The organism is Curtobacterium sp. C1 (assembly GCF_021049325.1).
Lineage (GTDB): Bacteria > Actinomycetota > Actinomycetes > Actinomycetales > Microbacteriaceae > Curtobacterium > Curtobacterium citreum.
On sequence record NZ_CP088076.1, the window covers coordinates 270,954 to 296,174 of the forward strand.

Annotated in this window: 26 protein-coding genes; 15 read left to right on the plus strand and 11 right to left on the minus strand. The window is 73.1% G+C overall.

All coding sequences use genetic code 11. From position 1 onward, the window contains the following. The first annotated feature begins 522 nt into the window (after positions 1-522). The 4 genes from LQK89_RS01390 (at position 523) to LQK89_RS01405 (ending at position 4,781) form a co-directional block, all read left to right on the plus strand. On the plus strand, positions 523-1,689 hold the full coding sequence (locus LQK89_RS01390; RefSeq protein WP_058741846.1) for an RtcB family protein: 1,167 nt from the start codon (positions 523-525) through the stop codon (positions 1,687-1,689). A 104-nt stretch (positions 1,690-1,793) separates the two neighbouring features. Next, positions 1,794-2,624, plus strand: a complete 831-nt coding sequence (locus LQK89_RS01395) for a DUF1206 domain-containing protein (RefSeq protein WP_231049930.1) — start codon at positions 1,794-1,796, stop codon at positions 2,622-2,624. A gap of 82 nt (positions 2,625-2,706) precedes the next feature. Further along, complete coding sequence (locus tag LQK89_RS01400; protein ID WP_231049931.1) at positions 2,707-3,582, plus strand: SMP-30/gluconolactonase/LRE family protein; 876 nt, start codon at positions 2,707-2,709, stop codon at positions 3,580-3,582. A 44-nt stretch (positions 3,583-3,626) separates the two neighbouring features. Next, positions 3,627-4,781, plus strand: coding sequence for an alpha/beta fold hydrolase (locus LQK89_RS01405; RefSeq protein WP_231049932.1), 1,155 nt, complete (start codon positions 3,627-3,629; stop codon positions 4,779-4,781). Positions 4,782-4,892: 111 nt separating this feature from the next. Here the strand turns inward: LQK89_RS01405 and LQK89_RS01410 are convergent, their stop codons facing one another. The 5 genes from LQK89_RS01410 to LQK89_RS01430 all read right to left on the minus strand — a co-directional run bounded on the left by LQK89_RS01410 (position 4,893) and on the right by LQK89_RS01430 (position 8,742). Next, a complete protein-coding gene (locus LQK89_RS01410; RefSeq protein WP_231049933.1) occupies positions 4,893-6,092 on the minus strand; it encodes an NAD(P)/FAD-dependent oxidoreductase in 1,200 nt (399 codons plus the stop codon). Between the two features lie 25 nt (positions 6,093-6,117). After that, the gene (locus LQK89_RS01415; protein WP_058741851.1) at positions 6,118-6,918 is read right to left on the minus strand and encodes an SDR family NAD(P)-dependent oxidoreductase; all 801 of its coding nucleotides are present in this window, start codon (positions 6,916-6,918) and stop codon (positions 6,118-6,120) included. Positions 6,919-6,920: 2 nt separating this feature from the next. After that, a complete protein-coding gene (locus LQK89_RS01420) occupies positions 6,921-7,427 on the minus strand; it encodes a Dps family protein (RefSeq protein ID WP_058741852.1) in 507 nt (168 codons plus the stop codon). Positions 7,428-7,524: 97 nt separating this feature from the next. Beyond that, positions 7,525-8,037: a MarR family winged helix-turn-helix transcriptional regulator gene (locus LQK89_RS01425; protein WP_058741853.1), complete on the minus strand. Its 513-nt coding sequence runs from the start codon at positions 8,035-8,037 to the stop codon at positions 7,525-7,527. A gap of 147 nt (positions 8,038-8,184) precedes the next feature. Continuing rightward, entirely contained in the window at positions 8,185-8,742 is a 558-nt protein-coding gene (locus LQK89_RS01430; protein ID WP_058741854.1) for an NADPH-dependent FMN reductase, read from the minus strand. 100 nt (positions 8,743-8,842) lie between these two features. On the opposite strand from LQK89_RS01430, the gene LQK89_RS01435 reads away from it, so the two are divergent. The 6 genes from LQK89_RS01435 (at position 8,843) to LQK89_RS01460 (ending at position 14,988) form a co-directional block, all read left to right on the plus strand. After that, a complete protein-coding gene (locus LQK89_RS01435) occupies positions 8,843-10,483 on the plus strand; it encodes a glycoside hydrolase family 13 protein (RefSeq protein ID WP_231049934.1) in 1,641 nt (546 codons plus the stop codon). 101 nt (positions 10,484-10,584) lie between these two features. Further along, positions 10,585-12,582, plus strand: coding sequence for a lectin-like domain-containing protein (locus tag LQK89_RS01440; RefSeq protein ID WP_231049935.1), 1,998 nt, complete (start codon positions 10,585-10,587; stop codon positions 12,580-12,582). A gap of 120 nt (positions 12,583-12,702) precedes the next feature. Continuing rightward, positions 12,703-13,344 carry a DUF308 domain-containing protein gene (locus LQK89_RS01445; protein WP_231049936.1) on the plus strand — a complete coding sequence of 214 codons (642 nt, stop codon included), beginning with the start codon at positions 12,703-12,705 and terminating at the stop codon, positions 13,342-13,344. Beyond that, positions 13,341-13,607 carry a hypothetical protein gene (locus tag LQK89_RS01450; protein ID WP_058741858.1) on the plus strand — a complete coding sequence of 89 codons (267 nt, stop codon included), beginning with the start codon at positions 13,341-13,343 and terminating at the stop codon, positions 13,605-13,607. Before LQK89_RS01445 ends, LQK89_RS01450 begins: the two co-directional genes overlap by 4 nt. A gap of 108 nt (positions 13,608-13,715) precedes the next feature. Next, on the plus strand, positions 13,716-14,255 hold the full coding sequence (locus tag LQK89_RS01455) for an RNA polymerase sigma factor (RefSeq protein WP_231049937.1): 540 nt from the start codon (positions 13,716-13,718) through the stop codon (positions 14,253-14,255). Then, positions 14,245-14,988 carry a hypothetical protein gene (locus tag LQK89_RS01460; protein WP_231049938.1) on the plus strand — a complete coding sequence of 248 codons (744 nt, stop codon included), beginning with the start codon at positions 14,245-14,247 and terminating at the stop codon, positions 14,986-14,988. The genes LQK89_RS01455 and LQK89_RS01460 overlap by 11 nt, the downstream gene beginning before the upstream one ends. A gap of 58 nt (positions 14,989-15,046) precedes the next feature. Here the strand turns inward: LQK89_RS01460 and LQK89_RS01465 are convergent, their stop codons facing one another. Continuing rightward, positions 15,047-15,961, minus strand: coding sequence for a LysR family transcriptional regulator (locus tag LQK89_RS01465; protein ID WP_231049939.1), 915 nt, complete (start codon positions 15,959-15,961; stop codon positions 15,047-15,049). A gap of 49 nt (positions 15,962-16,010) precedes the next feature. Here LQK89_RS01465 and LQK89_RS01470 point away from each other — a divergent pair, with 49 nt between their 5' ends. Together LQK89_RS01470 and LQK89_RS01475 are read left to right on the plus strand one after the other, a co-directional pair. Beyond that, the gene (locus LQK89_RS01470; RefSeq protein ID WP_231049940.1) at positions 16,011-17,273 is read left to right on the plus strand and encodes an MFS transporter; all 1,263 of its coding nucleotides are present in this window, start codon (positions 16,011-16,013) and stop codon (positions 17,271-17,273) included. 152 nt (positions 17,274-17,425) lie between these two features. Further along, positions 17,426-18,031 (plus strand): hypothetical protein, encoded by a 606-nt coding sequence (locus tag LQK89_RS01475; protein ID WP_175325305.1) that lies wholly within the window; start codon positions 17,426-17,428, stop codon positions 18,029-18,031. Positions 18,032-18,043: 12 nt separating this feature from the next. On the opposite strand, the gene LQK89_RS01480 is transcribed toward LQK89_RS01475, so the two are convergent. Then, positions 18,044-18,958 carry a cation diffusion facilitator family transporter gene (locus LQK89_RS01480; protein ID WP_231049941.1) on the minus strand — a complete coding sequence of 305 codons (915 nt, stop codon included), beginning with the start codon at positions 18,956-18,958 and terminating at the stop codon, positions 18,044-18,046. A 47-nt stretch (positions 18,959-19,005) separates the two neighbouring features. On the opposite strand from LQK89_RS01480, the gene LQK89_RS01485 reads away from it, so the two are divergent. Next, positions 19,006-19,683, plus strand: coding sequence for a DUF4166 domain-containing protein (locus LQK89_RS01485; protein ID WP_174779066.1), 678 nt, complete (start codon positions 19,006-19,008; stop codon positions 19,681-19,683). Then, entirely contained in the window at positions 19,683-20,660 is a 978-nt protein-coding gene (locus LQK89_RS01490) for an epimerase (protein WP_231049942.1), read from the plus strand. The genes LQK89_RS01485 and LQK89_RS01490 overlap by 1 nt, the downstream gene beginning before the upstream one ends. Here LQK89_RS01490 and LQK89_RS01495 read toward each other — a convergent pair. Then, positions 20,629-21,597, minus strand: coding sequence for an EamA family transporter (locus tag LQK89_RS01495; protein WP_231049943.1), 969 nt, complete (start codon positions 21,595-21,597; stop codon positions 20,629-20,631). The two genes, LQK89_RS01490 and LQK89_RS01495, sit on opposite strands and share 32 nt — an antisense overlap. 72 nt (positions 21,598-21,669) lie before the next feature. Between LQK89_RS01495 and LQK89_RS01500 the strand changes: the two genes are divergently transcribed. Then, positions 21,670-22,593: a LysR family transcriptional regulator gene (locus LQK89_RS01500; protein WP_231049944.1), complete on the plus strand. Its 924-nt coding sequence runs from the start codon at positions 21,670-21,672 to the stop codon at positions 22,591-22,593. 166 nt (positions 22,594-22,759) lie between these two features. Here LQK89_RS01500 and purB read toward each other — a convergent pair whose 3' ends face one another. The 3 genes from purB to LQK89_RS01515 form a co-directional block, all read right to left on the minus strand. After that, positions 22,760-24,145 carry an adenylosuccinate lyase gene (purB, locus tag LQK89_RS01505; protein ID WP_231049945.1) on the minus strand — a complete coding sequence of 462 codons (1,386 nt, stop codon included), beginning with the start codon at positions 24,143-24,145 and terminating at the stop codon, positions 22,760-22,762. Continuing rightward, positions 24,142-24,654 (minus strand): low molecular weight protein-tyrosine-phosphatase, encoded by a 513-nt coding sequence (locus LQK89_RS01510; RefSeq protein WP_058741870.1) that lies wholly within the window; start codon positions 24,652-24,654, stop codon positions 24,142-24,144. Before LQK89_RS01510 ends, purB begins: the two co-directional genes overlap by 4 nt. Positions 24,655-24,737: 83 nt before the next feature. Next, positions 24,738-25,136, minus strand: coding sequence for a phage holin family protein (locus LQK89_RS01515; protein WP_058741871.1), 399 nt, complete (start codon positions 25,134-25,136; stop codon positions 24,738-24,740). Between the last annotated feature and the right edge of the window lie 85 nt (positions 25,137-25,221).

A 25,221-nucleotide genomic window follows, 5' to 3' on the forward strand; every position in this document is an offset into this window, starting at 1 on the left:
CCATCAGCCGGGCGTACCCCGCCCCGGACGGCCGAACCGGCCCTCCCGACCGCGACACGCCCGGACGCCTTGTGCACCCCGGGCGTGTCGCACTACTGTCGGTCCTCCTGCCCGACGGGCAGGACCGCCCGACCGGACAGCCGCCGGGCACCACCGCCCGACCGGACAGCCGCCGGGCACCACCGCCCGACCGGACACCCGCCGGGCACCACCGCCCGCCCCGGGCACCTCGGAAGGACCGCCGTGCACACCGTGCAGCACCACGAACGCAGCCTCGAGCGCCAGCTCGAAGCGCTCGTCGTGCTGCCCGCGACGCAGTACGCGAACCAGTCCCTCCGCGACCCCGCGTAGGCACGGCCCGTCTCCCGACGTCCCGTGCCCACCCGGCCCGGGGCGTCCTTCCCGTCGTTCCTCCACCGGTGCTCGGCACCGACCAGGAGGCGCGGGTCCCGCTCGCCCCGGACCGTCACCACCGACGGCCACCCGGCCGTCGTCGAACCGTCACGACGGAAAGGCACCCCCATGAAGAAGATCGACGACAAGCTCCTGAGCTGGGCCTCGCTGCTCGAGGAGAACACCGAGCAGCAGGCGCGCACGACGGCACGGATGCCCTTCGTGTTCCCACACCTGGCGCTCATGCCGGACGCCCACCTCGGGCTCGGCGCGACCGTCGGGTCGGTCATCCCGACCCTCGGCGCCGTCATGCCCGCGGCCGTCGGCGTGGACATCGGCTGCGGCATGATCGCGGTCCGGACGCAGTTCACCGCCGGGGACCTGCCGGACGACCTGCAGCCCCTCCGCGAGCAGATCGAGCGGGCGGTCCCGCTGTCCGCCGGTGCGTCGAACCGGAAGATCGTCGCGACCGCCGAGCCGCGGATCGCCGAGCTCGAGGCACTCGCCGAGCGGGCCGGGTTCGACCCGGCGGGCGTGCACGGCGGCTGGCGGAACCAGCTCGGGACCCTCGGGTCCGGGAACCACTTCATCGAGGTCTCGCTCGACGAGCAGGACCGCGTCTGGTTGTTCCTGCACTCCGGGTCACGGGGCGTCGGCAACAAGATCGCGCAGCGGCACATCACGGTCGCCAAGCGGCTTATGCAGCGCTGGTGGATCCAGCTCGCGGACCCCGACCTGGCGTACCTGGTCGAGGGCACCCCGGAGTTCACGCGGTACGTCGCCGAGCTCGGGTGGGCGCAGCACTTCGCCCTGCTCAACCGCGAGGAGATGATGGACCGGGTCGTCCGGCAGCTGTCCGAGGTGCTCGGGACCGCGGTCGACGAGCAGGAGCGGATCAACTGCCACCACAACTTCACGCAGCGGGAGACGCACTGGGGCAAGAGCGTGTGGGTCTCCCGGAAGGGTGCGATCCAGGCCAAGGCCGGCCAGCCCGGGCTCATCCCCGGGTCGATGGGGACCGCCTCGTACGTCGTCGAGGGCCTCGGGAACAAGCCGTCGCTCGAGTCGTCCCCGCACGGCGCCGGTCGGCTGTTCTCGCGGTCCGCGGCGCGGCGGACGTTCACGCACGACCAGCTCCGCGAGGCGATGGTCGGGATCGAGTACCGGGACACCGACGCGTTCCTCGACGAGATCCCGGCCGCGTACAAGCCGATCGACCAGGTGATGGCGGACGCGACCGAGCTGGTCGCGATCCGGCACACGCTGCGGCAGGTCGTCAACGTCAAGGGCGACTGACCGACGGACGGGAGGATCGTGGGGACGCCGCCACGATCCTCCCGTCCGGTGCGCGCAGCGGCGCGTCACGGACAGCGTGCCGCGGAGCGGGCACGCTGGTCAGGATGAGCGACCAGGCGGAACGGGCAGCGCGCGAGACCGGACGACAGGCGCGGCGCATCGCCGACAGCCGGTGGTTCGAGACCACCGCCCGCGCCGGGTTCGTCGGCAGCGGCATCGTGCACCTGCTCGTCGGGTACCTCGTGGTGCTGCTCGGCATCGGCAGCGCCTCCGGCGAGGAGACCGACCAGTCCGGTGCGCTCCAGCAGCTCGCCGCGGTCCCCGGCGGGATCGTGCTGCTGTGGGTCGTCGCGGTCGGCACCGCGGCCCTCGCCCTGCGCCTGGTGGTCGAGGCGGTCGTCGGCGGCCGGTCGGACAGCACCCGCGCCTGGGCCGCGCGCGCGAAGGACGCCGGCAAGGCCGTGGTCTACGGCGTCGTGTCGTACACGGCGGTGACCTTCGCGCTCGGTGCCGGCAAGAGCTCGAGCGGCTCGAGCCGGGGTGCCGCCGCGCAGGCCCTCGCGACGCCCGGCGGGGTGTTCGTCCTCGTCGCGGCCGGCGTCGCGGCGATCGCGATCGGCGTCGGACTCGTCGTGACCGGGGTCCGTCGCTCCTTCCGGAAGCAGCTCGTGCCGCTGCCGAGCGCCATCGACCGACCCGTCACGGTGCTCGCGATCGTCGGTTACGTCGGCAAGGGCATCGCGGTCGTGGTCGTCGGCGTGCTCATCGTCGTGGCGGCGTTCCGGAGCGACCCGAGCCAGGCGACCGGGCTCGACGGGGCGTTCCAGGCGATCCACGGCATGCCGGGCGGTGGGGTCGTGCTCGTCCTGGTGGGCGTCGGGTTCCTCGCCTACGGGGTCTACAGCTTCTTCCGCGCGAAGTACGCCCGCCTCTGACCGCCGCCACGACGCCCGGCGGGGGTCGCGGACGCTGAACATGTTGGACGCGTGCGGAGGCGTCCACCGGTAGGGACGGAGCATGCACACCGACGCCGCCACCGGACCCGTGACCGTCTTCTGCGACGAGCAGGCCGTGCTCGTCGAGAGCATCGTCTGGGACCCCGAGCACGAGCGACTCCGCTGGACGGACATCACGCTCGGCCTGCTCACGACCGCCCGCGCCGAGGGCACGGTCGAGTCGAGCGTCGCGCTGCCGCCGCCCCTCGCGAGCTTCCAGCCGCGGGCCACCGGCGGGTTCGTCGCCGCCCTCGGGGACACCGTCGTGCTCACCGACGCGCGCGGCACCGTCGAACGGGAACTCGCCCGGGTCCGGCACGCGACGCCGGACATGCGCTTCAACGAGGGCAAGTGCGACCCGTTCGGCCGGTTCCTCGTCGGCAGCATGGACCTCACCGACCGCGACCCGGCCGGTGCGCTGTACTCGGTGGCGCCGGACGGGTCGGTCCGGGTGCTCCGCGGTGGCTTCGGCGTCACGAACGGCATCGAGTGGTCCGCGGACGGCTCCGTGATGTACGTCACCGACACCAGCACGCAGACGATCTACCGGGGGAGCTACGGGCCGGACGGGGAGCTCGGCGACCTCGAGCCGTTCGTCAGCGGTGCCGCGCACGACGGCCTGGTCCGCGACGACGAGGGGTGTCTCTGGACAGCGGTGTACGGCGGCGGCCGGGTCGAGCGCTGGAGTTCCGACGGCGAGCACCTGGAGACCGTCGAGGTGCCGGCGCCGAACGTCACCTCGGTGGCCTTCGGAGGACCCGACCTGTCGACGCTGTTCATCGGCACCGCGCGGGAGAACGCGACCGAGGAGCAGCTCGAGCGCGCGCCGCACTCCGGCGCCGTGTTCGCTGTGCGGACTCGCGTGCACGGCAGCCCGGCGTCCGCGTTCGGCGGCTGAACCGCGGGTATCGTGGGCGGTCGCCAGCAACACGGGAGGCCCACGTGCACGAGGACGACACCACCCCGCACAGCCACGGGACCGCGCCCGGCGAGGGGAGCGCGCCGAGCGAGGGAACCGCGCCCGACGGCGGCACGGCCGCGCCGGCACCGGACCCGGCCGGACGGCTCGCGGACGCCGAGGACGCCGACGTCACGGTGGAGGTCGACCGGATCGCCGTCGACGGCACCTACGTCCGGGTCAGTTCGATCGGTCACCCCGGCGCGCGGGCGTTCGTGCTCGTCGCCGGGCTCGGCATCGCCGCGACCTACTACGAGCGGCTCGCCCCGCACCTCAACGAGAACGGCCCCGTGCACGCGCTCGACCTGCCGGGCTTCGCGGGCGTCCCGCGCTTCCGGGGTGCGGTGTCGATCGAGCGGTACGCCGACGCGGTCGAGCGGGTCCTCGACGACCTGGGGCTCGAGGACCCGGTGCTCGTCGGGCACTCGATGGGCACGCAGGTCGTCACCGAGGTCGCCGCGCGCCGACCGGAGCTGCGCGACCTCGTCCTCATCAGCCCGGTGGTCGACCGTCGCGCCCGGACGATCCGGCAGTCCGCCGGACGGTTCCTGCGCTCGTCGCTCCACGAGCCGGCGGCGGTCCGTTGGCACGGCGTCACGGCGTACGCGCTGTGCGGCTGGCACTGGTTCCGGAAGGTCCTGCCGCGGATGATCGCCTTCCCGATCGAGGAGCGCGCGGCCGAGGTCCAGGCGCGGACGCTCATCGTGCGCGGTGAGCACGACGCGCTCGTCCCGCGGGACTGGGTGCGGAGCCTGGCGCGGGTCTTCCCGCACGCGGTCCTCCGCGAGGTCGTCGACGGCGCGCACTCCGTCATGCACGCGCAGGCGGACGCCGTCGCGCGGCTCGCGGTCGACCACGTCGCGGAGCGGATCACCGACCGCGGCGTCGGGTCGCTGCAGCGGGTCCGGGACACCACGACGTCGTCCGACCTGGCGCGGCTCAGCCCGAAGGAGGCGTGGCTGGTCCTGAAGTCCCGCTTCATCGAGCTCGCCGGGATGGCCCGCGGGGACGACGAGGCACTCGAGCAGGCGAAGTCCGCGCACGCGGTCGCCATGGCGGACGGAGACGGCATCCCGGTCGACCCCGAGGACCGCCGCGAGGTCGTCGACGAGGTCGCGCCCGAGGTGCGGGGCCGGTAGCCGCGTCCCGCTTACGAGCTGGAAGGTGCTGCCGGACGCACGGACCGGAGGCCCGGTGCCGGTCCGTCGGACCGGCACCGGGCCTCCAGTCGGTCGCCCTGGTGCGGGAGACTACGCGTCCGCGGTGATGCGTCCGGGGAGCATGTCGCGCGTCAGCGCGTGCGCCTCGGCGAGCACCTTGCGGGCGTCGTCGGTCTTGTCCCAGACGTTCCAGAGCAGGACACCGCGGACCGTGTCGTCGTCGTCCAGGTAGTAGACGACGCCGGTGACGTTCGGCTCCTGCCAGTCCTCGACGGTGTGCAGCTTCGTCGAGACCTGCCCGACGGCCTCGTAGCCCATGTCGAAGACGTCCGAGTAGAACATCGGCGTGTGGTCGTAGGTCTCGTCCGCGTCGGCGAGGTTTCGGCCGGCCTGGCGCCCCTGCTGCTGCGCGTTGTCGACGTGCTCGACCCGGCGCGTGCCGAGGATCCGGTCCGGGTACTCGGCGACGTCACCCGCCGCGAACACCGACTCGTCGTCGGTGACCAGCGTCGAGGACACCACGATGCCGTCGTCCACCGTCAGGCCCGCGTCGGCGGCGAGCTGCGTCTGCGGCTCGATGCCGAGACCGACGACGACCGCGTCCGCCTCGAGCACGGAGCCGTCGTCCAGCGTCAGGGTGACGCCGTCCGCCGTCTGCGTGCCGGACTCGACCCGGCGGCCGAGGCGCAGCTCGACCCCGTGGTCGACGAAGCGCTGCTGGAACGCGTGCGCGAGCCCCTCGGGGAACATCCGCGCGCCCACGGTCTCGTCGGGGTCCACGAGCGTGACCTTCGCCCCGTTCTGCACGACGCCCGACGCGATCTCGGTGCCGATGTACCCGCCGCCGACGACGGCGACGTGCGCCCCGGCGTCCGCGAAGGCCCGGAGCTTCCGGTAGTCCGCCGCGCTCCGGTAGTCGAGGACGCGGTCCGACGGCTCGAGTCCCGGCAGGCCGCGGGGCTTGCCACCGGTGGCGAGCAGGAGTCGCTCGTAGCCGTGGGTCTGGCCGTCGGCGGTCGTGACGGTCTTCGCCGCGCGGTCGATCGCGGTCACCGCGGACCCGAGCACGAAGGTCGCGCCGGTCTCCTCGGTGTGCAGGTCGACCTTCTCGTCCCAGTCGAACTCCGGGTCGGTCCAGAGCTTCTTCGACAGGGCCGGGCGGGCGTACGGGCGGTCGTGCTCCTCGCTGAGGATCCCGATCGAGCCGTCCTGGTCGATCTCGCGGATCCCGCGGGCTGCGGCGTCGGCGACCATGCCGCCGCCGACGATGAGGTACCGGAAGTCGGTCATGTGCGTCCCTCGTGTGGGTGGGTGTCTAGATGGTGGCGACCGAGCCGGAGTCGACCCGGTAGTTCGACCCGTTGACGAAGCTCGCGAGGTCGGAGCACAGGAAGGCGACGACGTTCGCGACCTCCTCGGGCTCACCGCGGCGGCCGAGCTCCATGTACGGGCGCTGCTCGTCGAGGAAGCTCGTGATCGCCTCGTCGAAGGACGTGCCCCGCTCCTTCGCCCGCTTGTCCATCATCGCGTCGGTCATCGGCGTGTGGATGAAGGCGGGGCTGACGGTGTTCACGAGCAGCCCCTCGGACGCGTACGAGCGGGAGAGTCCCTTCGCGAACGACAGCACGCCCGCCTTCGCGGCGCAGTACGGCAGCTCGTCGTCGTACGGCTGGGACGCGTCCTCGGACACGAGGTACACGATCCGGCCCCAGCCGCCGTTCCGCAGGTCCGCGATGAACTCGCGGGTGATGCGGACCGGGCCCATCAGGTCGACGTCGATGGTGTCGAGCCATCCCTGTTCGTCGACCTCGTGGAACAGGCCCTGTGCGCCGGTGATGCCCGAGGACTGCACGAGGATGTCGATCTCGCCGACGGCGTCGCGCACCCGGTCGTGCAGTGCCGCGAGGCTCCCGGCGTCGGTCACGTCCGCGGCGAAGGCGAAGAGCTTGCCCGGAGGCGCCTCCAGCTGGTCCGCGCTGGTGTCGAGACGGCCCTGGTCGAGGTCGGTGACGACCACGGTCGCCCCCTCCGCGAGGAGGATGCGCGCCGTGTTCCAGCCGATGCCGGAGTCGCCGCCGAAGACCAGGGCGGTCCTGCCCTGGATCCCGAGGTCCACGATCAGGCGTGCGTCGATGCCTCGGCGGTCGCCGGGCTCGTGGCCGACGCGAGCGGCGTGCGCGGGGCACGGTTCTCGGCGGAGACCATCCAGGCGAGCTGCTCGAGGCGCTCGATGAACCCGTGCAGCAGGTCGGCGGTCGTCGGGTCCTCGTCGTCGACCTCGTCGTGCACGTCGCGCATGGTGCCGGTGGCCTGGTACAGACGCAGGGTCACGAGGTCGATCGCGTCGTGCGTGGTGACCTCGCCCTCGGGGAAGGCGTCGAGGTGACTGGTCGCGGCGACGGTGGCCGAGCGGCCGTCCGGCACGGCGTACAGGGCGCGCATGCGCTCGGCGGTGTCGTCGGCGAACTCACGTGCGGCGTCGACGATCTCGTCGAGCTGCAGGTGCAGGTCGCGGAAGTTGGTCCCGAGGATGTTCCAGTGGGCCTGCTTGCCCTGGAGGTGCAGGTCGATGAGGTCGACGAGGACGGCCTGGAGGTTCTTGGCGAGCGTGTCCGATGCGTGCATGATCGGCTCCTTCCGGATCGGTACTGACCCTTCCGGTCTACGCGGTCCGGCCCGCACGGTTCCCAGAGCCCGTGGACGGAGGTGTCCCCCGCGGGGCTCAGTGGGCCGGTGCCGCGTCGACCTGGTCGACGGCACCGCGCATGCGCTCCAGGAACGTCGCGACCACGCGGGCCTCGTCGGCGGTCAGGCCCTCGGCGATGGACATCATCCGGCGGTGCATGACCCCGAGGGTGGCGCGGACCTCGTCGTCGGTCTCGGTCGTCGGGGTGATGACGAGCGCGCGGCGGTCGGTCGGGTGCGGGTCGCGGCGGACGTGGTTCGACTTCACGAGCCGGTCGATCAGGATCGTCGTCGACGCGGACGAGATCTTCAGGTAGGCCGCCAGGTCCTTGGGCTTCACGATGCGGCCGGCGCGCTGCGCCTGCAGCAGGTACCGGACCGCCAGCAGGTCGGTCTCGCCCATGCCCATCGAGTCGCGGGTGCGGCGGCGCATGGCGGTCTCGGCGGCGCGGTAGCGACGGAGCGCGTTGAGCACGGCGACACCGCGCTGGGTGGCGTCGTCGTCGGGGAACCAGTACCCCGACGCCTCCGTGATCTCCTGCGTCGACATGGCGTTCAGGGTAACCCCTCTGGTATCTCGCCTGTCTAGCGGTCCGTCGTCACGAGCGGACGGACGGGAGGCACGGTGCCAGCTGGCACCGTGCCTCCCTTCTCCGATGTGGTCGCGCTCGGTCGCGACCAGGTGGCGGCCGCGGACTCAGGCCGCGACGGGCTCCGCGGCGGCTTCGGCGAGCGCGCGCAGCGCGCCCTGGACGAGCTCGACGACCTCGGCGTCCTCACGGGGGTGCGTCTCGGCGAAGCGGACGACGGACTGCGGGATGGCGACCTTGACGTCCTCGAGGACACGGGCGCCCGCGATGCCGGCGGCCTTGCGCGCGTCGTCGTGTGCCCAGACGCCGCCGTACTGGCCGAAGGCGGACCCGATGACGGCGAGCGGCTTGCCGGACAGCGGCGAGGCGCCGAACGGACGCGAACCCCAGTCGAGCGCGTTCTTCAGCACGGCCGGGATCGTGCCGTTGTACTCGGGCGTGACGAGCAGCACGGCGTCCGCGTCGGCGACCGCCTGGCGGAACGCGACGGCGGCGGCCGGCGGGGTGTCGCCGTCGATGTCCTCGTTGTAGAAGGGCAGGTCGACGATGCCGTCGAAGGTCGAGAGCGTGATGCCCTCCGGAGCGTGCTGGTCGGCCGCCTCGGCGAGCTGGCGGTTGATCGAGCCGGCGCGGAGGCTGCCGACGAGGACGAGGACGTTCGTCATGGAGATCCTTTCTCTCGGGACACGAATGGTGTCAGGAACAACCAATGAGTCGGCTGGGTCGCCCATTCCCGACACGGCCCCTGCTCGGTAGGTTGACCGGGTGAGCACCCCTCGGACGCCCGCCAGCACACCTCGCACGACCGACCCGGACTGGTGGCGGCAGGCCGTCGTCTACCAGGTGTACCCGCGGAGCTTCGCGGACACGGACGCCGACGGCCTCGGCGACCTCGCCGGGGTGACGAGCCGTGTGCCCTACCTCGCCGCGCTCGGCGTCGACGCGATCTGGCTGTCCCCGTTCTTCCCGTCGCCGCTGGCCGACGGCGGGTACGACGTGGCGGACTACCGCGACGTCGACCCGCGGCTCGGGACGCTTGCCGACGCCGACGACCTGCTCGCCGTCGCGCACGAGCACGACCTGCGGGTGATCGTCGACATCGTGCCGAACCACACCTCCGACCAGCACGAGTGGTTCCGGGCGGCGCTCGCCGCGGAACCGGGGTCGCCGGAGCGTGCGCGGTACGTGTTCCGCGAGGGCTCCGGCCCCGACGGGTCGCTGCCGCCGAGCGACTGGGTCTCGAACTTCGGCGGGAGCGCCTGGACCCGGGTGCCGGACGGGCAGTGGTACCTGCACCTGTTCGCGCCGGAGCAGCCCGACCTGGACTGGTCGAACCCCGAGGTCCGCGCCGACTTCGAGGACACGCTGCGGTTCTGGTCCGACCGCGGGGTCGACGGCTTCCGCGTGGACGTCGCGCACGGGCTCGCGAAGGACCTGTCGACGCCGTACCGGCACTCGGACGAGCAGGCGCTGCCGCTCGACGGCTCGGACCCGCTGTACGACCGCGACGAGGTGCACGAGATCTTCGCGACCTGGCGGACCGTGCTCGACGAGTACGACCCACCCCGCGCCGCCGTCGCCGAGGCCTGGGCGCCGGCGCCGCGTCGCGTGCTCTACGCCAGGCCGACCGAGCTCGGGCAGGCGTTCAACTTCGACCTGCTCGAGTCACCGTTCGACGCCGACTCCTTCCGCTCGATCGTCGAACGGAACCTCGCCGCGTCCGCCGAGTCCGGAGCGTCGAGCACGTGGGTGCTCTCGAACCACGACGTCGTCCGGCACGCGACCCGGTACGGGCTGCCCGACGGCACCGACACGGACGCCTGGCTGATGACCGACGGCACCGACCCGGTGCTCGACCGGGAGCGCGGGCTCCGGCGTGCGCGGGCGGCGACGCTGCTCGTGCTCGCACTGCCGGGCTCGTCGTACGTCTACCAGGGCGAGGAGCTCGGCCTGCAGGAGGCCGCGGCCATCCCGCACGCGCAGCTGCAGGACCCGAAGTGGCTGCGCACCGGGCACACGGTCAAGGGTCGGGACGGCTGCCGCGTGCCGATCCCGTGGACGCGCTCCGGGCCGTCGTTCGGCTTCGGCGACACCGCGCCGCACCTGCCGCAGCCCGAGGACTTCGGCGCGTGGTCGGTGGAGGCCGAGGACGGCGTCGCGGGGTCGACCCTCGAGCTGTACCGCGCGGCGACGGCGGCCCGGCGTCGGCTGCAGCGCGGCGAGGAGCTGCACTGGGTCGAGGCGGGCGACGGCGTCGTGGCGTTCGCGCGGCACGACGGCTGGCGTTCCGTCACGAACTTCGGGACGACGCCGGTGCCGATGCCCGCGGGTGCGGTCGTCGTCGCTTCCGGGCCCCTCGACGACGAGCACACGCTGCCTGGTGAGACGACGGTCTGGCTCAGCTGACCGACAGGCTCCCTCCTCCCCAAGCCGTCGGCGGCGGGCGGCTCTCCACAGTGTGAGGAGTGCGCCGTCGGCGGGTGCTCCCCGATCGCGACGATCGGGGCATGAACCGACACACATCCCCACCCGGCGGCGCACCCGCCGCATCCGCAGCGCCCGCTGACCGTCCTGTCCGACCCGCGACGGACTGCTCGAGGCGCTGGTGGCGCCGACGGCCCGGACTCGTCGCCGCCGGCGTGGCCACGGCGCTCGGCCTGCTCGGCGGACCCGCGGTGCTCGTCGCGCCGTCGTCCGCCGGCTCGCTGGCGTTCCCCTACGTCGCCGACTTCTCGGACGTGTCCGGCGGCACGCTGAGCGGGGACGCCGCGATCGTCGACGGACGACTCCGGCTGACGGACGCCGTGCGCAGCCAGGCGGGGGCGTGGTCGACGGACGACACGTTCTCGTCCGACCTCGGGCTCGACATCGAGTTCGACTACGCCATGTACCACGACGGCCCCCAGACCGGAGCGGACGGCCTGCTCCTGTTCCTCGCCGACGGCGCGGCTCCGCAGGGCGTCGGCGCGACCGGCGCGGCGCTCGGCTACGCCTGCAAGGACGCGACGTCACAGGGCGCGGTGTACCCGTGCGCCGAGCCGGGCGTCCCCGGTGGCTTCGCTGCGGTCGCGCTCGACCGGTACGGCAACTTCTCCCTGCCGTTGAACGGCTCCGGTCCCGGCGTCACGCCCGACGCGGTCGTGGTCCGGGGTTCCGGTGACGGGACCGACGGCTACCGCTGGGTGGCCGCAGGCGATGCGCCGGACGGGACGGCGACGGACGGACCGGTCCCGCGCACCGTCCGGGTGACGCTGCTGCCGGACGGGGCCGGCGGCCTCTCGCTGACCGTCCGGCTCGAGGTCGACGGCGGAGCCCTCCGCACGGTGCTCGACCGCGTCCCGTTGGAGGGCGACGGCCAGGCGCCGCTGCCGGCGTCGCTCCGGCTGGGGTTCGCGGCGTCGACCGGATCGTTCGTCGACGTGCACGAGATCGACGAGCTGCGCGTGCAGGTCCCGGTGGACCTGTCCGTCGTTCAGGACCTCCAGCCGACCGTGGAACCGGGCGAACGCGTGACCTACGACGTCACCGCGCGCAACAGCGGTCGGAGCCCGTCGGACCCCAGCAGCCTGACGGTCGACGTGCCGGACGAGCTGCAGGACGTCTCGTGGTCGTGTCGGGGTGCGGACGGCGGTTCGTGCGTCGACGCAGACGGCACCGGGGACGTCGCGACGGACCTCGGGCTCCCCCGGGGTGGGAGCGCAGTGGTCACCGTGACCGGGACGGTCCGGGACGACGCGGCGGACACCCTGACCAGCCGCGCGGTGGTGGAACCGGCACCGGGACTGGCCGACACCTTCCTCGAGGACAACGTCTCGGTGGCCGAGGCGCGCGTGCAACGTGACGACGGACCCGCACCTGGACCCGACCCGGTCGCGCAGCTCGGGACCGAGAAGTCCGTCGCGCCAGCGACCGGCGTCCGCCCGGGCGACACGCTCACCTACGCGCTGACCGCCCGGAACGACGGCGACGCCGATGCCGAACAGGTGGGGGTGACCGACGAGCTGCCCGCCCAGGTCCGGTTCACCGGTTCGGACGACGACTGCACGGCCGACGGACAGCTCGTGACCTGTCGATCCGGGGACACCCTCGTGCCGGGGGAGCGCCGCACGTTCACGATCCGCGCCGCCCTGGACGAGGCCTACCGCGGCGACGGCTCCGACGTCGTCAACGTCGCGACGGCGACCTCGCCGTCCGATCCCGACGGCGGTGACCCGTCACCCGGGGTCGTGATCGGGGTCGTCGACCCGGGCGACGGCGACGGTGACGACGGCGGAGATGCGTCCCCGACGCCCGGTCCCTCCACGACCCTCCCGGAGCAGGACGCCGGCGACCGTGGCACCGGGGCCGGGCCACGCCGCGGCGGGTCCCTCGCCTACACCGGTGCGTCCGGCCTCGGTCTGCTCGCGCTCTCGGCGGTGGCAGCCACCGCGCTCGGCGGCACCGGCTGGTGGGCGGTCCGGCGGAACCGACGGCGCACCGACCCCGTCGATCCGAGCGCCGGCTGACCGACCGGGCGTCGCGCGGCGGCTCGGTGCTCCCTCAGCGCCGGCCGCCGCCGCCCGGTCGGCTCGCAGCGGGCACGGCGGTACGATTGGCGAACCACCCGCATGCCCGAAAGAGGTCTCGTGTCCGACTCCGTCGACGACGCCGACGAGCGCGCGCGGTACTGGCCGATCCCCGTCCTCCGGGCCGTCCCAGCCGCGGTCGTCGCCGTCGTCATCACCTTCTCCGCCAACCACGCCGCGGGCTACGGGCTCGTGCTGTTCGGCGCCGTCGCCCTCGTCGACGCCGTCGTCCTGGCGGTGGCCAGCACCCGCCGGCTGACGGACGACCCGCGGTCGCGGCGGACGACACTGGTGCACGCGGGCATCGACGTCGTCGCGGCGGTCGCGGCCTTCGCGACGAGCGGCACCGGTCTGCCGGCGTTCATCGCGGTCGTCGCGGCCTGGGCGGTCCTGTCCGGGGCGACAGAGCTCACGCAGGGGCTGCGGGCGCGCGGCCGGTCCCCGTTCGCCCGGGACTGGACGACCATCGGCGGACTGACGCTGCTCCTCGCCGTCGCGTTCCTGCTCACCCCGCCGGACTACTCCCAGCGACTCGGGGGCATCGAGAAGGTGTCGGGCACCCTCGACGCCTCGATCGTCCTCGTCGGCCTGCTCGGCGCCTACCTCGCCATCGCGGCGGTCTTCCACGTGATCGCCGGCCTCTCGCACAAGTGGGGAACGGCGGCGCCGACCGCAGCCCCGGACGGAGCACCCCACGCATGAACGCCCCCAGCCGTCGCGACCGACTCCGTCCGGCGGAGCTCCTCGTGATCTCCGCGATCGTCGCCGTCTTCATCGGCCTCGTCGTGCTGTTCTCGACGCGGGAGTTCGTGCTCGCCCTGGTCTTCCTCGGCATCGCGTTCATCGTCGTCGTGGTGGTACTCGCGATGCTGCAGCTGGCGTCGTCGAGCGACCAGGACGACAACGACATGCTCGGTGGGCACAAAGCCCCCGGTGAACGCGTCGAGGGCGACGACTTCCACTGAGGCCGCCCTGGCGCCGGTCTCCGACGACGCGCCCGGGAGCACGGATCTCGGACCGGCGTGTCAGGATCGCGGGTCCTGTCGACACCTCTGGGATGAGGGAGGTGGGACGTGGGAGTGACCACGGAGACGGACGCGATGCTCGTCCGGGCGATGGCAACGGGCGACCGCGGCGCGCTCGCTCGCATGTTCGACCGCTACGCCGCGACCCTCACCCGCTACACGTGGGCACTCGCCGATGACCGGCAGGACGTCGAGGAGGTCGTGCAGGACGCGTTCCTCACGCTCTGGCAGCGATCGTCGACGCTCGAACTGCCGGCGGACACCGTGCTGCCGTGGCTGCTCGTGGTGTGCCGGAACCTGGCGTTCAACGCGGGACGGAAGCGCACCAAGCACCGCACCGACGAGCTGCCGGAGACCCTGACGGCTCCGACGGACCACGGCGAGGCTGCCGAGACCCTGCGGTGGGTGCGTGCCGAGATCGCGGCGCTCCCCGATCTCGACCGGCGCATCTGCGAGCTGTGCCTGCTCGCGGGGCACTCGTACGCCGAGGCCGCGGAACTCCTCGGCCTGTCCGTGGGGGCCGTCACGCAACGCGTCTCCCGCAACCGTCGTCGACTCAAGAAGGTGGTGATGCACGATGAACACTGAACCCCCAGAGGGAGACGACCTGCAGCGCATGCTCGTCGCGATGAAGCAGCACGTCCTCGAACGCGCCACCCCGCGGCCGGCCCGGCGACGCGGACGGTCCGGCATCGTCGTCGGCGTCGTGGCGCTGCTCGCGCTCGGCACGGCGACCGGTGCGGTCGCGTTGACGCTCACGCAACAGGACCGTCCGGCGGCAGCGCCCGCGCAGACGCAGCAGCCCGAGCCGGCGCCGTCCGCGACGACTCCGAGCTCGGCGCCGATCACCGGCCGGCCGACACCCATCCCGACATCCGCCTCGACACCGAGCACGACGGCGTCGATCCCGACCGACTGCCGCTCTGTCGTCCCGGCATCCGAGTACGAGCGGCTCTTCGGCGCGGTGGAGCCGATGCTGATCTCGGGTGTCGGCACGGAGACCGGTCCGGGCTACCCCGTCACCGACCTCTACTGTCTCTGGGGATCCAACTCCGGGTGGTCCGGTCTGGCGCTCACGATGGGCACCCTGATCCCCGGGCAGGCCACGGGGGCGGACGCCATCACCTTCGGCGACCGCGAGCCCACCTGCACGGACGAACTCGGCGGCTCGGTCTGCCGGGTGACGTTCGTGCCGGAGGGCGGCGGCACGCAGACCCGGACCCGCTTCGAGCGTGGTGGGACCTGGATCGAGGTCGACCAGTCGAACTTCCCGACGAACGGGCTCCTGCCCGCGATCGTCGGGGAGGTCTGGGGGGACTGACGGCCTGGAGGCGCGTGGCGGGCCCCGCCCCGTGCCTCCAGTCCGTCGGTGGGTCCCGTCAGACCGCCCGCCGCGCCGCGACGACGTCGCGGGCCAGCGCCTGCGTCGCGCGGTTGGGTTCCGGGTCGGTCCGCATCGCCAGCCCGATCCGCAGCGGCGCGACGTCGTCCTCGAGCTCCAGGACGGCGCCGTCGTGCTGCACGCCGGAGTCCGGCACGACCCCGACACCGAGACCGGCGGTCGCGAACCGCACCACGGCGGGCATGTCGTTCATCTCCGCGACGATGCGGCGCCGGATCCCGAGCCGGTCGAGGGCCGCGTCCAGGATGATCCGGTTGCCGAACCCGTGCGCCGTGTCGATGAACGGCTCACCGGCGAGCTCGGCGAGCCCGACCGACGTCCGTCCCGCGAGCGGGTGGTCGGACGCCACGAACACGCGGAACGGCATCTCCCGCAGCGGCTCGACCGTGATGCCCGGCGGCACCGCGAGCAACCCCGTGTAGGCGAGGTCGAGTCGTCCGGCCACCAGGTCGTGGACGAGCCCGGTCGTCCCGGTCGGTGACGTCATGAGCTCCACCGCGACGAGGGGGTGGCGCTGCCGGAACCGACGGAGGACCCCGGTGAGGTCGACGATGTCCATGCTCGTGAAGATCCCGAGCCGGACCCGTCCGCGCAGGTCGGCGTCGTCCACGGTGGCGAGGTCGCGCATCCGGTCGAGGGCGTCGAGGACAGCGCGGGCGTGGGGGAGCAGGTCCTCGCCCGCGGCGGTGAGGGTGGTCCGGCGGCCCGTCCGGTCGAACAGCCGGACGCCGAGCGAGCGTTCGAGCGACGCGATGCCCGCCGAGACGGTCGACTGCGCGGCCCACAGGCGCTCGGCGGCACGGGTCACGCTGCCCTCGGCGGCCACGGCGACGAACTGTTCGAGCAGGCGGGTCTCCACCCGACGAGTATCGACCAGGTCGATGGTGGCCATCAAGGAGAACCGTTGGACTCGATGCCGCTCGCGGGACGACCATCGAGGCATGTCCTCGACCACCGCTCCCGCTCTCACCGCCGCTGCCGACCGGGTCCCCGCCCCTCGGGGACACCGCGCGCACACCCGGCGCCGGCACGGCTACGGCTTCTGGGCCGTCGCGTTCGCGTTCCTGGCGGTCATGGCCTTCGCCACCGTCCCCGCCCCGCTGTACGTGATTTACCAGGCGCGGGACGGCTTCCCGACCTTCACCACCACCGTGGTCTTCGCGGCCTACGGCGTCGGGGTGGTGGCGTCGCTGTTCCTCGCCGGGCACCTCAGCGACGTGCACGGACGCCGCCCCCTCGTGCTGGTTTCCGTGGCCCTCGAACTCGTCGCCGCGGTGCTGTTCCTGCTGTGGGACGACGTGACCGGGCTGGTCGTGGCCCGGCTCGTGACCGGCCTCGGGGTGGGGCTCCTCACCGCGACGGCCACCGCGCACCTCGGCGAGCTCCGCGTCCGGGCCACCGGGTCGGACGCGTCCGCGAAGGGCGCGAGCGTGGCGGCTGGGGCGGTGAACCTCGGCGGGCTGTCGCTCGGGGCGCTCGTCGGCGGGGCGCTCGCCGAGTTCGTCGGTCAGCCGCTCGTCGTGCCGTACGTCGTGTTCGTGGTGGCGCTGGTCGTCGCGTTCGTCGTGGTGCTCGCGGCGCCCGAGACCGTCGACCGTCCGGAGCAGCCGGTGCCGTACCGACCGCAGCGGATGCAGGCGCCCGCCGGGCAGGCCGGGGCGTTCTGGGCCGCCGGGACCGCGGCGTTCGCGGCGCTCGCGGTGCAGGGGCTCTTCACCTCGGTGGCGCCGACGTTCCTCGCGACGACGTTCCACGTGACCGACCGGCTCGCGGCCGGGGCGACCACGTTCGGCGTGTTCGCGGCGAGTGCGGTGTCGCAGATCGTCTTCGCCCGGCTCACGCAGCGTCGGCAGGTCCAGCTCGGGCTGGTGCTCCTGGTCGTCGGGCTCGCGGTCCTCGCGGTCGCCGCCGTCGTGCTGCAGGTCGCCGGGTTCATCGGTGGCGGGGTCGTCGCCGGAGCGGGCGTGGGGCTGCTGTTCCGCGCGTCGATCGCCCGCGCCGGGTCCCTCGTCGGCCCCGAGCAGCGCGGCGGTGTGCTGGCGGCGACCTTCTTGATCGCCTACGCGGGGCTCACGGTCCCGGTGGTGGCGGTCGGCGCGGCGCTCCTCGTGGTCCCGACGCTGCCGGTGCTGCTCGGGTACGTGGTCTTCGTGGTCGTGCTCGCCGTGGTGGCGGGTGTCCGGCTGGCGGCCAACGCCGAGTAGGACGCAGCAGCACCGGTCCGGCCCGGCCAGGTCCGGCCCGGTCCCGCCTGGTCCGCTCCGGTCCGGCCCGGCCCGGCCCGGCCCGACCAGGCGAGCCCGGTCGACGCCGGGCGGGCCCGGCCCGCGCGGGTCCGCCCGGCATACTGGGTGGCATGGCCCGGAAGCGCACACGACCAGCCCTCGCCGGCCTCGCCGCGGTCATCGCCGCCGGCCTGGTCGCCGCCGGGGTCGTGCTGACGACCGAGCGGAGCGGGGACGACCCGGCCCCGGGCAGTGGGACCCCCGCGACGACGGCCACCGACGCGGCGCGGGCCCCGGGCGAGGTCACGGTCACGATCCCGCGCGAGGGCCCCGACCTGCCCGGCGCCGACGTGCTCGACCAGTGCCGGTCGAGCAGCCGCCAGGTCGTCGCCCGCTACGACACGGCCGCGCTCGGCGAGGTCGTCCTGCAGTGCGGGACGTCGGCCCAGGGCTACGAGCACATCCGCGTCCGGCACACCCGCGACTGGCAGGACGTCCTCGCCGGGCACGGCAGCCGTGACTGGGACGACGCGATGCTCACCGCGGTGCAGACCGCTCTCGTTTCCCCGCGGGACGGCTACCCGGCCGACGCCGGCGACGGCAAGGTGTGCTTCGCCGCGCCGGTGCGCTTCGACGACGGCTCCCGGCCCGACGACGAGCCCTTCGTCAAGGTCATCGTCTCGGCGACGACGGACCGGGTGATCACCGCCTACCCGACGCGAGAAGACGGCTGCTGACGCCGGCAGGTCCTACGCGTGCACCTCGTGCTCGTGCCGCCGGTGCGACACCGGCTCGAGCTGGAACGTCGAGTGCTCGACCGGCACGTCGAAGTGCTCCGCGACGCACTGCTGCAACGCGTCGAGGATCCGCGGTGCGTGCGCCGTCGAGAAGCAGTGGTCGTCCACGACGACGTGCGCCGTCAGGTTCGGCACCCCGGTCGCGACGAGCGTCGCGTGCAGGTCGTGCACCGCGATGACGTGGTCGAGCTCCAGGATGTGCGCGCGCACGTCGTCCAGGTCGAGCCCTGGAGGCGTCGACTCGAGCAGGACGTTCGCGGTCTCCCGCAGCAGCCGGACCGCGCGCGGCAGGATGAGCAGCCCGATCAGGATCGCGGCGACGGAGTCCGCCCGTTGCCACCCTGTCAGCCCGAGGACGACGGCCGCGGCGATGACCGCGACCGAGCCGAGGGTGTCGTTCAGGACCTCGAGCCGCGCGGCACGGGACGTGAAGCCCTCGCCGGAGGCCCGGAGCAGCACCGCGTACGCCACCACGTTCCCGACGAGCCCGACGACGCCGAACACCAGGAGCGGTCCGGCGTGCACGTCGGCCGGGACGAACAGCCGTTGGACCGCGGAGATCACGACGTAGACGCCGACGGCGAGCAGGATCGCCGCCTGCGCCGTGGCCCCGAGCACCTCGGCCCGCTGGTACCCCCAGGTCCGCTGGGCGGTGGGCGAGCGCCGGGCGAGCCGCGTCGCGACGAGCCCGATGCCGAGTCCACCCGTGTCGACGACCATGTGCCCGGCGTCGACGAGCAGCGCGAGCGACCCGGTCAGCACCGCCCCGACGACCTCGGCCAGCAGGATGCCCGCCGAGATGCAGAACGCGACCAGGAGCGCCCGCTCGGAGGCGTGTCCGTGCACGTGCCCGTGGTCGTGACCCATGCCCTCGATCGTAGGCAGTCGCACCGACGACGTGCCAGGCTCGGCACGTGACCGTGTCGCCGTGGCAGCTGACGATCCCGCCCCACGTACTGGCCCGCCTGCACCCGCGGCTCCGCACGTACTTCGGTCCGGTCCCGGCCGGTCACGTCGGCCGGGGCGAAGGCGTCTTCGCCGTGGTCGGCACACCGCGACGCTGGCTGTGGCCGGTCCTCGCGTGCCTCGCCCACGAGGGGGTGCTGTTCCCGGTCTGGGAACGGGACGTCCCGTTCACCGTCGAGAACCGTCCGGCTCGCGTCGGTCGCGGGGCGGCGGACGGCCGGGAGGCTCAGATCGCCGTGGTCGCGCGGCGCACCTTCCGGTTCCGCTCCGGGTCCCGCACGATGGTGGACGCCATCGCCGCCGGACCGGACGGGCTGGTCGACCACCTCGGGCGCCGCGGGCGCCTCAGCGCGCTGCTGCGCGCCGAGGTCGACGCGACCGGGCCGGAGGCGGGCGCGCTCCGGCTGGTCTCCACCCGGGTGTCGTTCCGGGCGCTCGGGCGCGACCTGGTCGTCCCGGCTCGCGTCGCGCCGCGTGTGACGCTCGTGGAACGATTCGATGACGATGCCGACGTGCAGCGCGTGTCCCTGGTGCTCCGCGCGCCGGTGCTCGGCACGCTGTACCGGTACGAGGGGACCTTCCGCTACGCGGTCGTGCCCGACACCGGTCGACGAGGGGATGGCTGATGGCACCGGAGCAGCCGAGGGTGGTCATCGCGGGGGCGAGCGGCTTCGTGGGGCGGTACCTGCAGGACGCCTTCCGCGACGAGGGCTACGAGGTCGTCACGGTCGGACGCTCCGGCGACGCCGTGTGGGGCAACACCATGCGCATCCGCGAGCTCGTGGACGGCGCCGCGCTCGTAGTGAACATGGCGGGGAAGAGCGTCGACTGCCGCTACGGCCGCCGCAACCGCGCGGAGATCCTGCGGTCCCGGGTCGACACGACGCTCGAGCTGGCCGAGGCGATCCGGACCGCCGAACACCCGCCGCCGCTCTGGCTGAACGCGTCCACCGCCACGATCTACCGTCACGCCGACGACCGACCGCAGGACGAGGACACGGGCGAGCTCGGCGAGGGCTTCTCGGTCTCGGTGGCTCGGGCGTGGGAGCGCGCGTTCTTCGACGCCGACCTGCCCGCCACCCGTCGGGTCGCACTGCGCATGGCCATCGTGTTCGGCGACGGCAGCGCCCTGGTCCCGCTCCTCCGACTCGCGCAGGCCGGCCTCGGCGGACCGCAGTACGACGGCCCGTGGTTCCCGACACGATCCCGACTGCGCGCCGGGACGTACCACCACGACCGGCACACCCACGGGCGGCAGCGCTTCAGCTGGGTGCACGTCGCCGACGTCGTCGGGGTCGTCCGGTTCGTCCGCGACCACCCGGAGATCGAGGGGCCGGTGAACGTGTCGAGCCCGGAGCCGTCGGACAACCGCACCGTGATGGCGACCATCCGCGAGGCCGTCGGACGCCGCATCGGCATCCCGACGTGGCGTTGGATGCTCGAACTCGGGTCGTTCGCGATCCGGACCGAGACCGAACTCGTCCTGAAGAGCCGGTGGGTGGTGCCGACCCGGCTGCTCGCGGCGGGCTACGAGTTCCGCCACCCCGACCTGCGCGGGGCGCTCGCCGGGATCATCGCGGAGCGCCGCCAGCACCGGGGCTGACCGGGAGCGGCTCGGCGACCGCCGCGGGACCCGGAGCGGCGGCCCCGGCCGGGAGCGCGACCGTCGGCACGACCCGGGGCGTCCGGGACGACCAGAGCACCGCCGCGACCACCACCACGCCGGCGACCACCTCGACCACGTCGGGGACCTCACCGAAGGCCACCCAGGAAGCGAGCACGCCGACCACGGGGACGAGCATCGAGAACGGGGCGACCGTGCTCGACGGGTACGTACCCAGAAGGCGTGACCAGATGCCGTACCCGACCAGCGACGCGACGAGCACGATGTAGAGCAGCCCAAGGTCCGCGGGGAGCGCCGCCGCGGTGAAGGCCGTGCCGAGGGCCGTGCCGACGCGCTCGGGCCCCTCGACGACGAGCGCGAGGACGGCCATCGGCACCGGCGGCACGATCGACCACCACAGCGTCAGGTGCAGTGGGTTGACCGGACCGGCGCGGCGGGTGGCCACGTTGCCGATCGCCCAGCCGAGCGCACCGCACAGCGCGAGCACGACCGGCAGGAGCGCCGCGGCATGGGCACGGTGGACCGCGATCGCCGCGAGTGCCGCGACCGCGATCGTCACGCCGACCACCTGTCGTCCGGTCAGCCGTTCACGCAGGAACACCCCGGCGAGCACGACCGTGAACGGCGCCGACGCCTGCAGCACGAGCGAGGCCAGCCCGGACGGCAGCCCCGCCGCCATGCCGAGGTACAGGAACGCGAACTGGAGCACCCCGAGGCCGGCGCCGACGAGCAGCAGCCGCCCGAACGGCATCCGCGGCCGCGGCACGAAGAGCACCGTCGGCACGGCCAGCAGCGTGAACCGGACGGCGGCGAGCAGGAACGGCGGGAAGTGCTCGAGAGCGAGCGCCGTCGCGGGGAAGTTCAGTCCCCAGACGAAGGCGACCAGGACGGCGAGGAGTCGGTCACGAGAGCGCACCTCCTGATCGTGGGGTGCGCTGACCGTGCAGCACCAGCGCAGAGTTCCGCATCGACGTTGTAGCCTCACTTCATGGTCGGCTTCGACGTGCAGCTCCTCGCCGTGCTCCGCGAGCTCGCCGGGCGGGGGAGCGTGACGGCGGTCGCCACCGCCGTGCACCGGACCCCGAGCGCGGTCTCGCAACAGCTCCGCACCCTCGAGCGACAGGTCGGGGTGCCGCTGGTCGAACGCGTCGGCCGGGGTGTCCGGCTGACAGAGCACGGCCGGGTGCTCGCACGCCTGGCGGACGGCGTGGCCACGGCCGTCGCGGAGCTCGACGCCGCGTGGCAGGAACACCTCGGCGGCACGGTCGGCAGCGTCGACCTCGCGGTGTTCCCCTCGGCCGCGGAGCTCCTGCTGCCCGGACTGCTCACGCGCATGCGGGACCACCCCGCGATCGACCTGGTCCTGGCGGACGTCGACGTCGACGAGGACGCCTTCGGGCCGCTCACCGCCGACCACGACGTCGTCATCGGGCACCGGCCGGACGGCGCGCCGCCCGCCGGGCGCGAACGACTCGAGACGGTCCCGCTGCTGCGCGAGCCGCTCGACGTGGCGCTGCCGCTCGGGCACCGGCTCGCCGACCGCGACCGGGTACGGATCGACGAGGTCGTCGGCGAACCCTGGATCGGCGTCCCCGAGGGCTACCCGATCGACCGCGTCCTGACGGCCATGGCCGCCGCGACCGACACCCCGCCCGACGTCGGCTTCCGCACGATCCACCTGCCGGTCATCGAGAACCTCGTCGCGGCCGGGCACGGCGTCGCCCTGGTGCCGCGGTACACGTCGGGCACCCGGGCGGCGGGTCGGTTCCACCTGGCGGAGCTCGGCGCGGTCCGCGCCGGGCGGCGCATCGAGGCGCTCGTGCGTCCGGACCGCGCGGTCCGTCCCGCGGTCCGGACCGTCCTGGAGGCGCTGGTCGCGGAGGCGCGCGACGTCACCACCCCGGGCGGCTGACGCGCGCACCGGACCGGCACCGTGCCTCCAGTCCGGTCGTGCGGTCCCGTCACCCGCGGGACGCAACGAAGGCGGCTCCTCGCAGCGGAGTACCGCTGCGAGGAGCCGCCGAGGTTGCGTCTTGCTGACCGGATCGGACCGGACCGGACCTGCCCGGGCCCGGGCCTCAGACCTCGAGGTGGTCGACCAGCTCGTCCGCCAGGCCCGTGTACGTCGCCGGCGTCAGGGCCGTCAGCCGCGCCTTGGCGCCGGACGAGATGTCGAGGCCGTTCACGAAGGCCACGAGCTCGTCCTGGCCGATCCGCTTGCCCCGGGTGAGCTCCTTGAGCATCGCGTAGGGGTCCTCGATGTTCGACTGCCCCGCGGTGACCTCGGCCCGGATGACCGTCTGGACCGCCTCGCCCAGCACCTCCCAGTTGTGGTCGAGGTCCTCGGCCAGCCGCACCTGGTTCACGGCGATCTCGCCCAGGCCGCGGCGCAGGTTGTCGAGCGCGAGCAGCGAGTGCCCGAACGCGACGCCGATGTTCCGCTGCGTGGTGGAGTCGGTGAGGTCGCGCTGCAGGCGGCTCGTGACGAGCGTCTCGGACAGCGTGGAGAACAGCGCCGACGAGATCTCGAGGTTCGCCTCGGCGTTCTCGAAGCGGATCGGGTTGATCTTGTGCGGCATGGTCGACGACCCCGTGGCGCCCGCGACCGGGATCTGCGTGAAGTACCCCATCGAGATGTAGGTCCACACGTCCGTCGCCAGGTTGTGCAGGATGCGGTTCGCGTGCCGGACCCGGTCGTACAGCTCGGCCTGCCAGTCGTGCGACTCGATCTGCGTCGTGAGCGGGTTCCACGTCAGACCGAGGCCCTCGACGAACTCCTTCGACAGTGCGGGCCAGTCGGCCTCGGGGTCGGCGGCCAGGTGTGCCGAGAACGTGCCGGTCGCGCCGGAGAACTTGCCGAGGTACTCGCCGCCCTCGATCTGCGCGAGGACGCGCTCGAGCCGGTAGACGACGACCGCGAGCTCCTTGCCGAGCGTGGTCGGGGTGGCCGGCTGCCCGTGCGTGTGGGACAGCATGGGGACGGCCTTGAGCTCCTCGGCCATCGCGCGCAGCGTCGCGATCACGGAGCGGTAGGCCGGCAGCCACACCTGCTCGACGGTGTCCCGGACGGTGAGCGCGTAGGACAGGTTGTTGACGTCCTCGCTCGTGCACGCGAAGTGCGTCAGTTCGGCGATGGCGTCGAGTCCGAGGTCGGACAGGCGACGGCGCACGAAGTACTCGACCGCCTTGACGTCGTGGCGGGTCGTCGCCTCGATCTCGGCGAGCTCGGCGATCTCCTGCTGCCCGAAGGTCTCGACGACCCGACGGAGCGCGGCCTTGTCGTCGACGCTCAGCGGCGAGGTCGTGAACATGGCGTGGTCGGTCAGGAACACGAGCCACTCGACCTCGACCACGACGCGCGCACGGTTGAGGCCGGCTTCGGAGAGGTGCTCGCCCACCGTGTGCACGACCGGGTAGTACCGCCCGTCGAGCGGGCTGATCGGCTGCGGGGGAAGGGGGGTCATGGGGCTCCCTGACGGACTGCCGGTTCGAGTTGTCGGAAGAGCGCCCGGCAGGCCCGCTCGACGGTCGAGAGCACTCGGTCGAACTCGTGCCGGTCCGCGTAGTACGGATCCGGTACGTCGGTCTGCTGGGGCCAGGCGTCGTCGTACCGCAACAGGAGCGTCACCTTGGCGGCGTCGTCCATGGTCGGTGCCCACGAGCGCAGGACGCGTTCGTGGGATCGGTCGAGTGCGACCACCAGGTCGAGGTCCGGGAACCGGTCCGGGTCGAACTGGCGGGCGCGATGCCTGCTGCCATCGTATCCGCGCGCTGCGAGCGCCGCGATCGTGCGCTCGTCCGCGGGCTCCCCGACGTGCCAGTCCCCGGTGCCGGCCGACTCCACCTGGAACCGGTCGGACATCCCCGCGTCCGCCGCGATCTGCGCGAAGACGATGCCCGCCATCGGCGATCGGCAGATGTTCCCGCTGCAGACGAACGACACGCGGAAGGGTGCTGGGCCGTCCTCGGTCATGTGCTCATCATGACGGGTCGCGGCGGGTGCGCGCGACGGTCACCGGCCTGGAGGCACGGTGCCGGTCGGTCGCCCGGCCCGCGTCACCGACGGCGCCGTTCGAGCGCGGGGCGCACGAACAGGCCGATCAGCCACGAGAACACGGCGAGGACGAAGGCACCCACGATGCCCCAGCCGAACGACTCGACCTGCAACCCGAAGCCCATCGCGTCGGAGATCCCGGCGACGATCAGCAGCAGGACGGCGTTGACGACGAGCGAGATGAGCCCGAGCGTCAGGACGTAGAGCGGGAACGCGACGACCCGGATGATCGTGCCGACGACGGCGTTCACCAGGCCGAACACGAACGCCACGAGCAGGAACGTCAGCACGACGGCGGTGGTGTCGCCGGTGCCGAACGGGACGACCGTGACACCGCTCACGATCAGGGTCGTGAGCCAGAGCGCGACGGCGTTGACGACGAGGCGGACGAGGAATCGCATGCCGCCATGATGCCCGGCGACACCGCCGGTTCCGCTGAGTCGGTGGTCACGCTGTCTGCGTGACCGACCCGCGGTTACGCTGACT

Coding starts and splice junctions, on each gene's coding strand:
- LQK89_RS01390 (WP_058741846.1), top strand. CDS start 523: ATGAAGAAGATCGACGACAAGCTCCTGAGCTGGGCCTCGCTGCTCGAG.
- LQK89_RS01395 (WP_231049930.1), top strand. CDS start 1,794: ATGAGCGACCAGGCGGAACGGGCAGCGCGCGAGACCGGACGACAGGCG.
- LQK89_RS01400 (WP_231049931.1), top strand. CDS start 2,707: ATGCACACCGACGCCGCCACCGGACCCGTGACCGTCTTCTGCGACGAG.
- LQK89_RS01410 (WP_231049933.1), bottom strand. CDS start 6,092: ATGACCGACTTCCGGTACCTCATCGTCGGCGGCGGCATGGTCGCCGAC.
- LQK89_RS01420 (WP_058741852.1), bottom strand. CDS start 7,427: ATGCACGCATCGGACACGCTCGCCAAGAACCTCCAGGCCGTCCTCGTC.
- LQK89_RS01425 (WP_058741853.1), bottom strand. CDS start 8,037: ATGTCGACGCAGGAGATCACGGAGGCGTCGGGGTACTGGTTCCCCGAC.
- LQK89_RS01430 (WP_058741854.1), bottom strand. CDS start 8,742: ATGACGAACGTCCTCGTCCTCGTCGGCAGCCTCCGCGCCGGCTCGATC.
- LQK89_RS01440 (WP_231049935.1), top strand. CDS start 10,585: ATGAACCGACACACATCCCCACCCGGCGGCGCACCCGCCGCATCCGCA.
- LQK89_RS01450 (WP_058741858.1), top strand. CDS start 13,341: ATGAACGCCCCCAGCCGTCGCGACCGACTCCGTCCGGCGGAGCTCCTC.
- LQK89_RS01460 (WP_231049938.1), top strand. CDS start 14,245: ATGAACACTGAACCCCCAGAGGGAGACGACCTGCAGCGCATGCTCGTC.
- LQK89_RS01465 (WP_231049939.1), bottom strand. CDS start 15,961: ATGGCCACCATCGACCTGGTCGATACTCGTCGGGTGGAGACCCGCCTG.
- LQK89_RS01470 (WP_231049940.1), top strand. CDS start 16,011: ATGTCCTCGACCACCGCTCCCGCTCTCACCGCCGCTGCCGACCGGGTC.
- LQK89_RS01475 (WP_175325305.1), top strand. CDS start 17,426: ATGGCCCGGAAGCGCACACGACCAGCCCTCGCCGGCCTCGCCGCGGTC.
- LQK89_RS01480 (WP_231049941.1), bottom strand. CDS start 18,958: ATGGGTCACGACCACGGGCACGTGCACGGACACGCCTCCGAGCGGGCG.
- LQK89_RS01490 (WP_231049942.1), top strand. CDS start 19,683: ATGGCACCGGAGCAGCCGAGGGTGGTCATCGCGGGGGCGAGCGGCTTC.
- LQK89_RS01500 (WP_231049944.1), top strand. CDS start 21,670: ATGGTCGGCTTCGACGTGCAGCTCCTCGCCGTGCTCCGCGAGCTCGCC.
- purB (WP_231049945.1), bottom strand. CDS start 24,145: ATGACCCCCCTTCCCCCGCAGCCGATCAGCCCGCTCGACGGGCGGTAC.
- LQK89_RS01510 (WP_058741870.1), bottom strand. CDS start 24,654: ATGACCGAGGACGGCCCAGCACCCTTCCGCGTGTCGTTCGTCTGCAGC.
- LQK89_RS01515 (WP_058741871.1), bottom strand. CDS start 25,136: ATGCGATTCCTCGTCCGCCTCGTCGTCAACGCCGTCGCGCTCTGGCTC.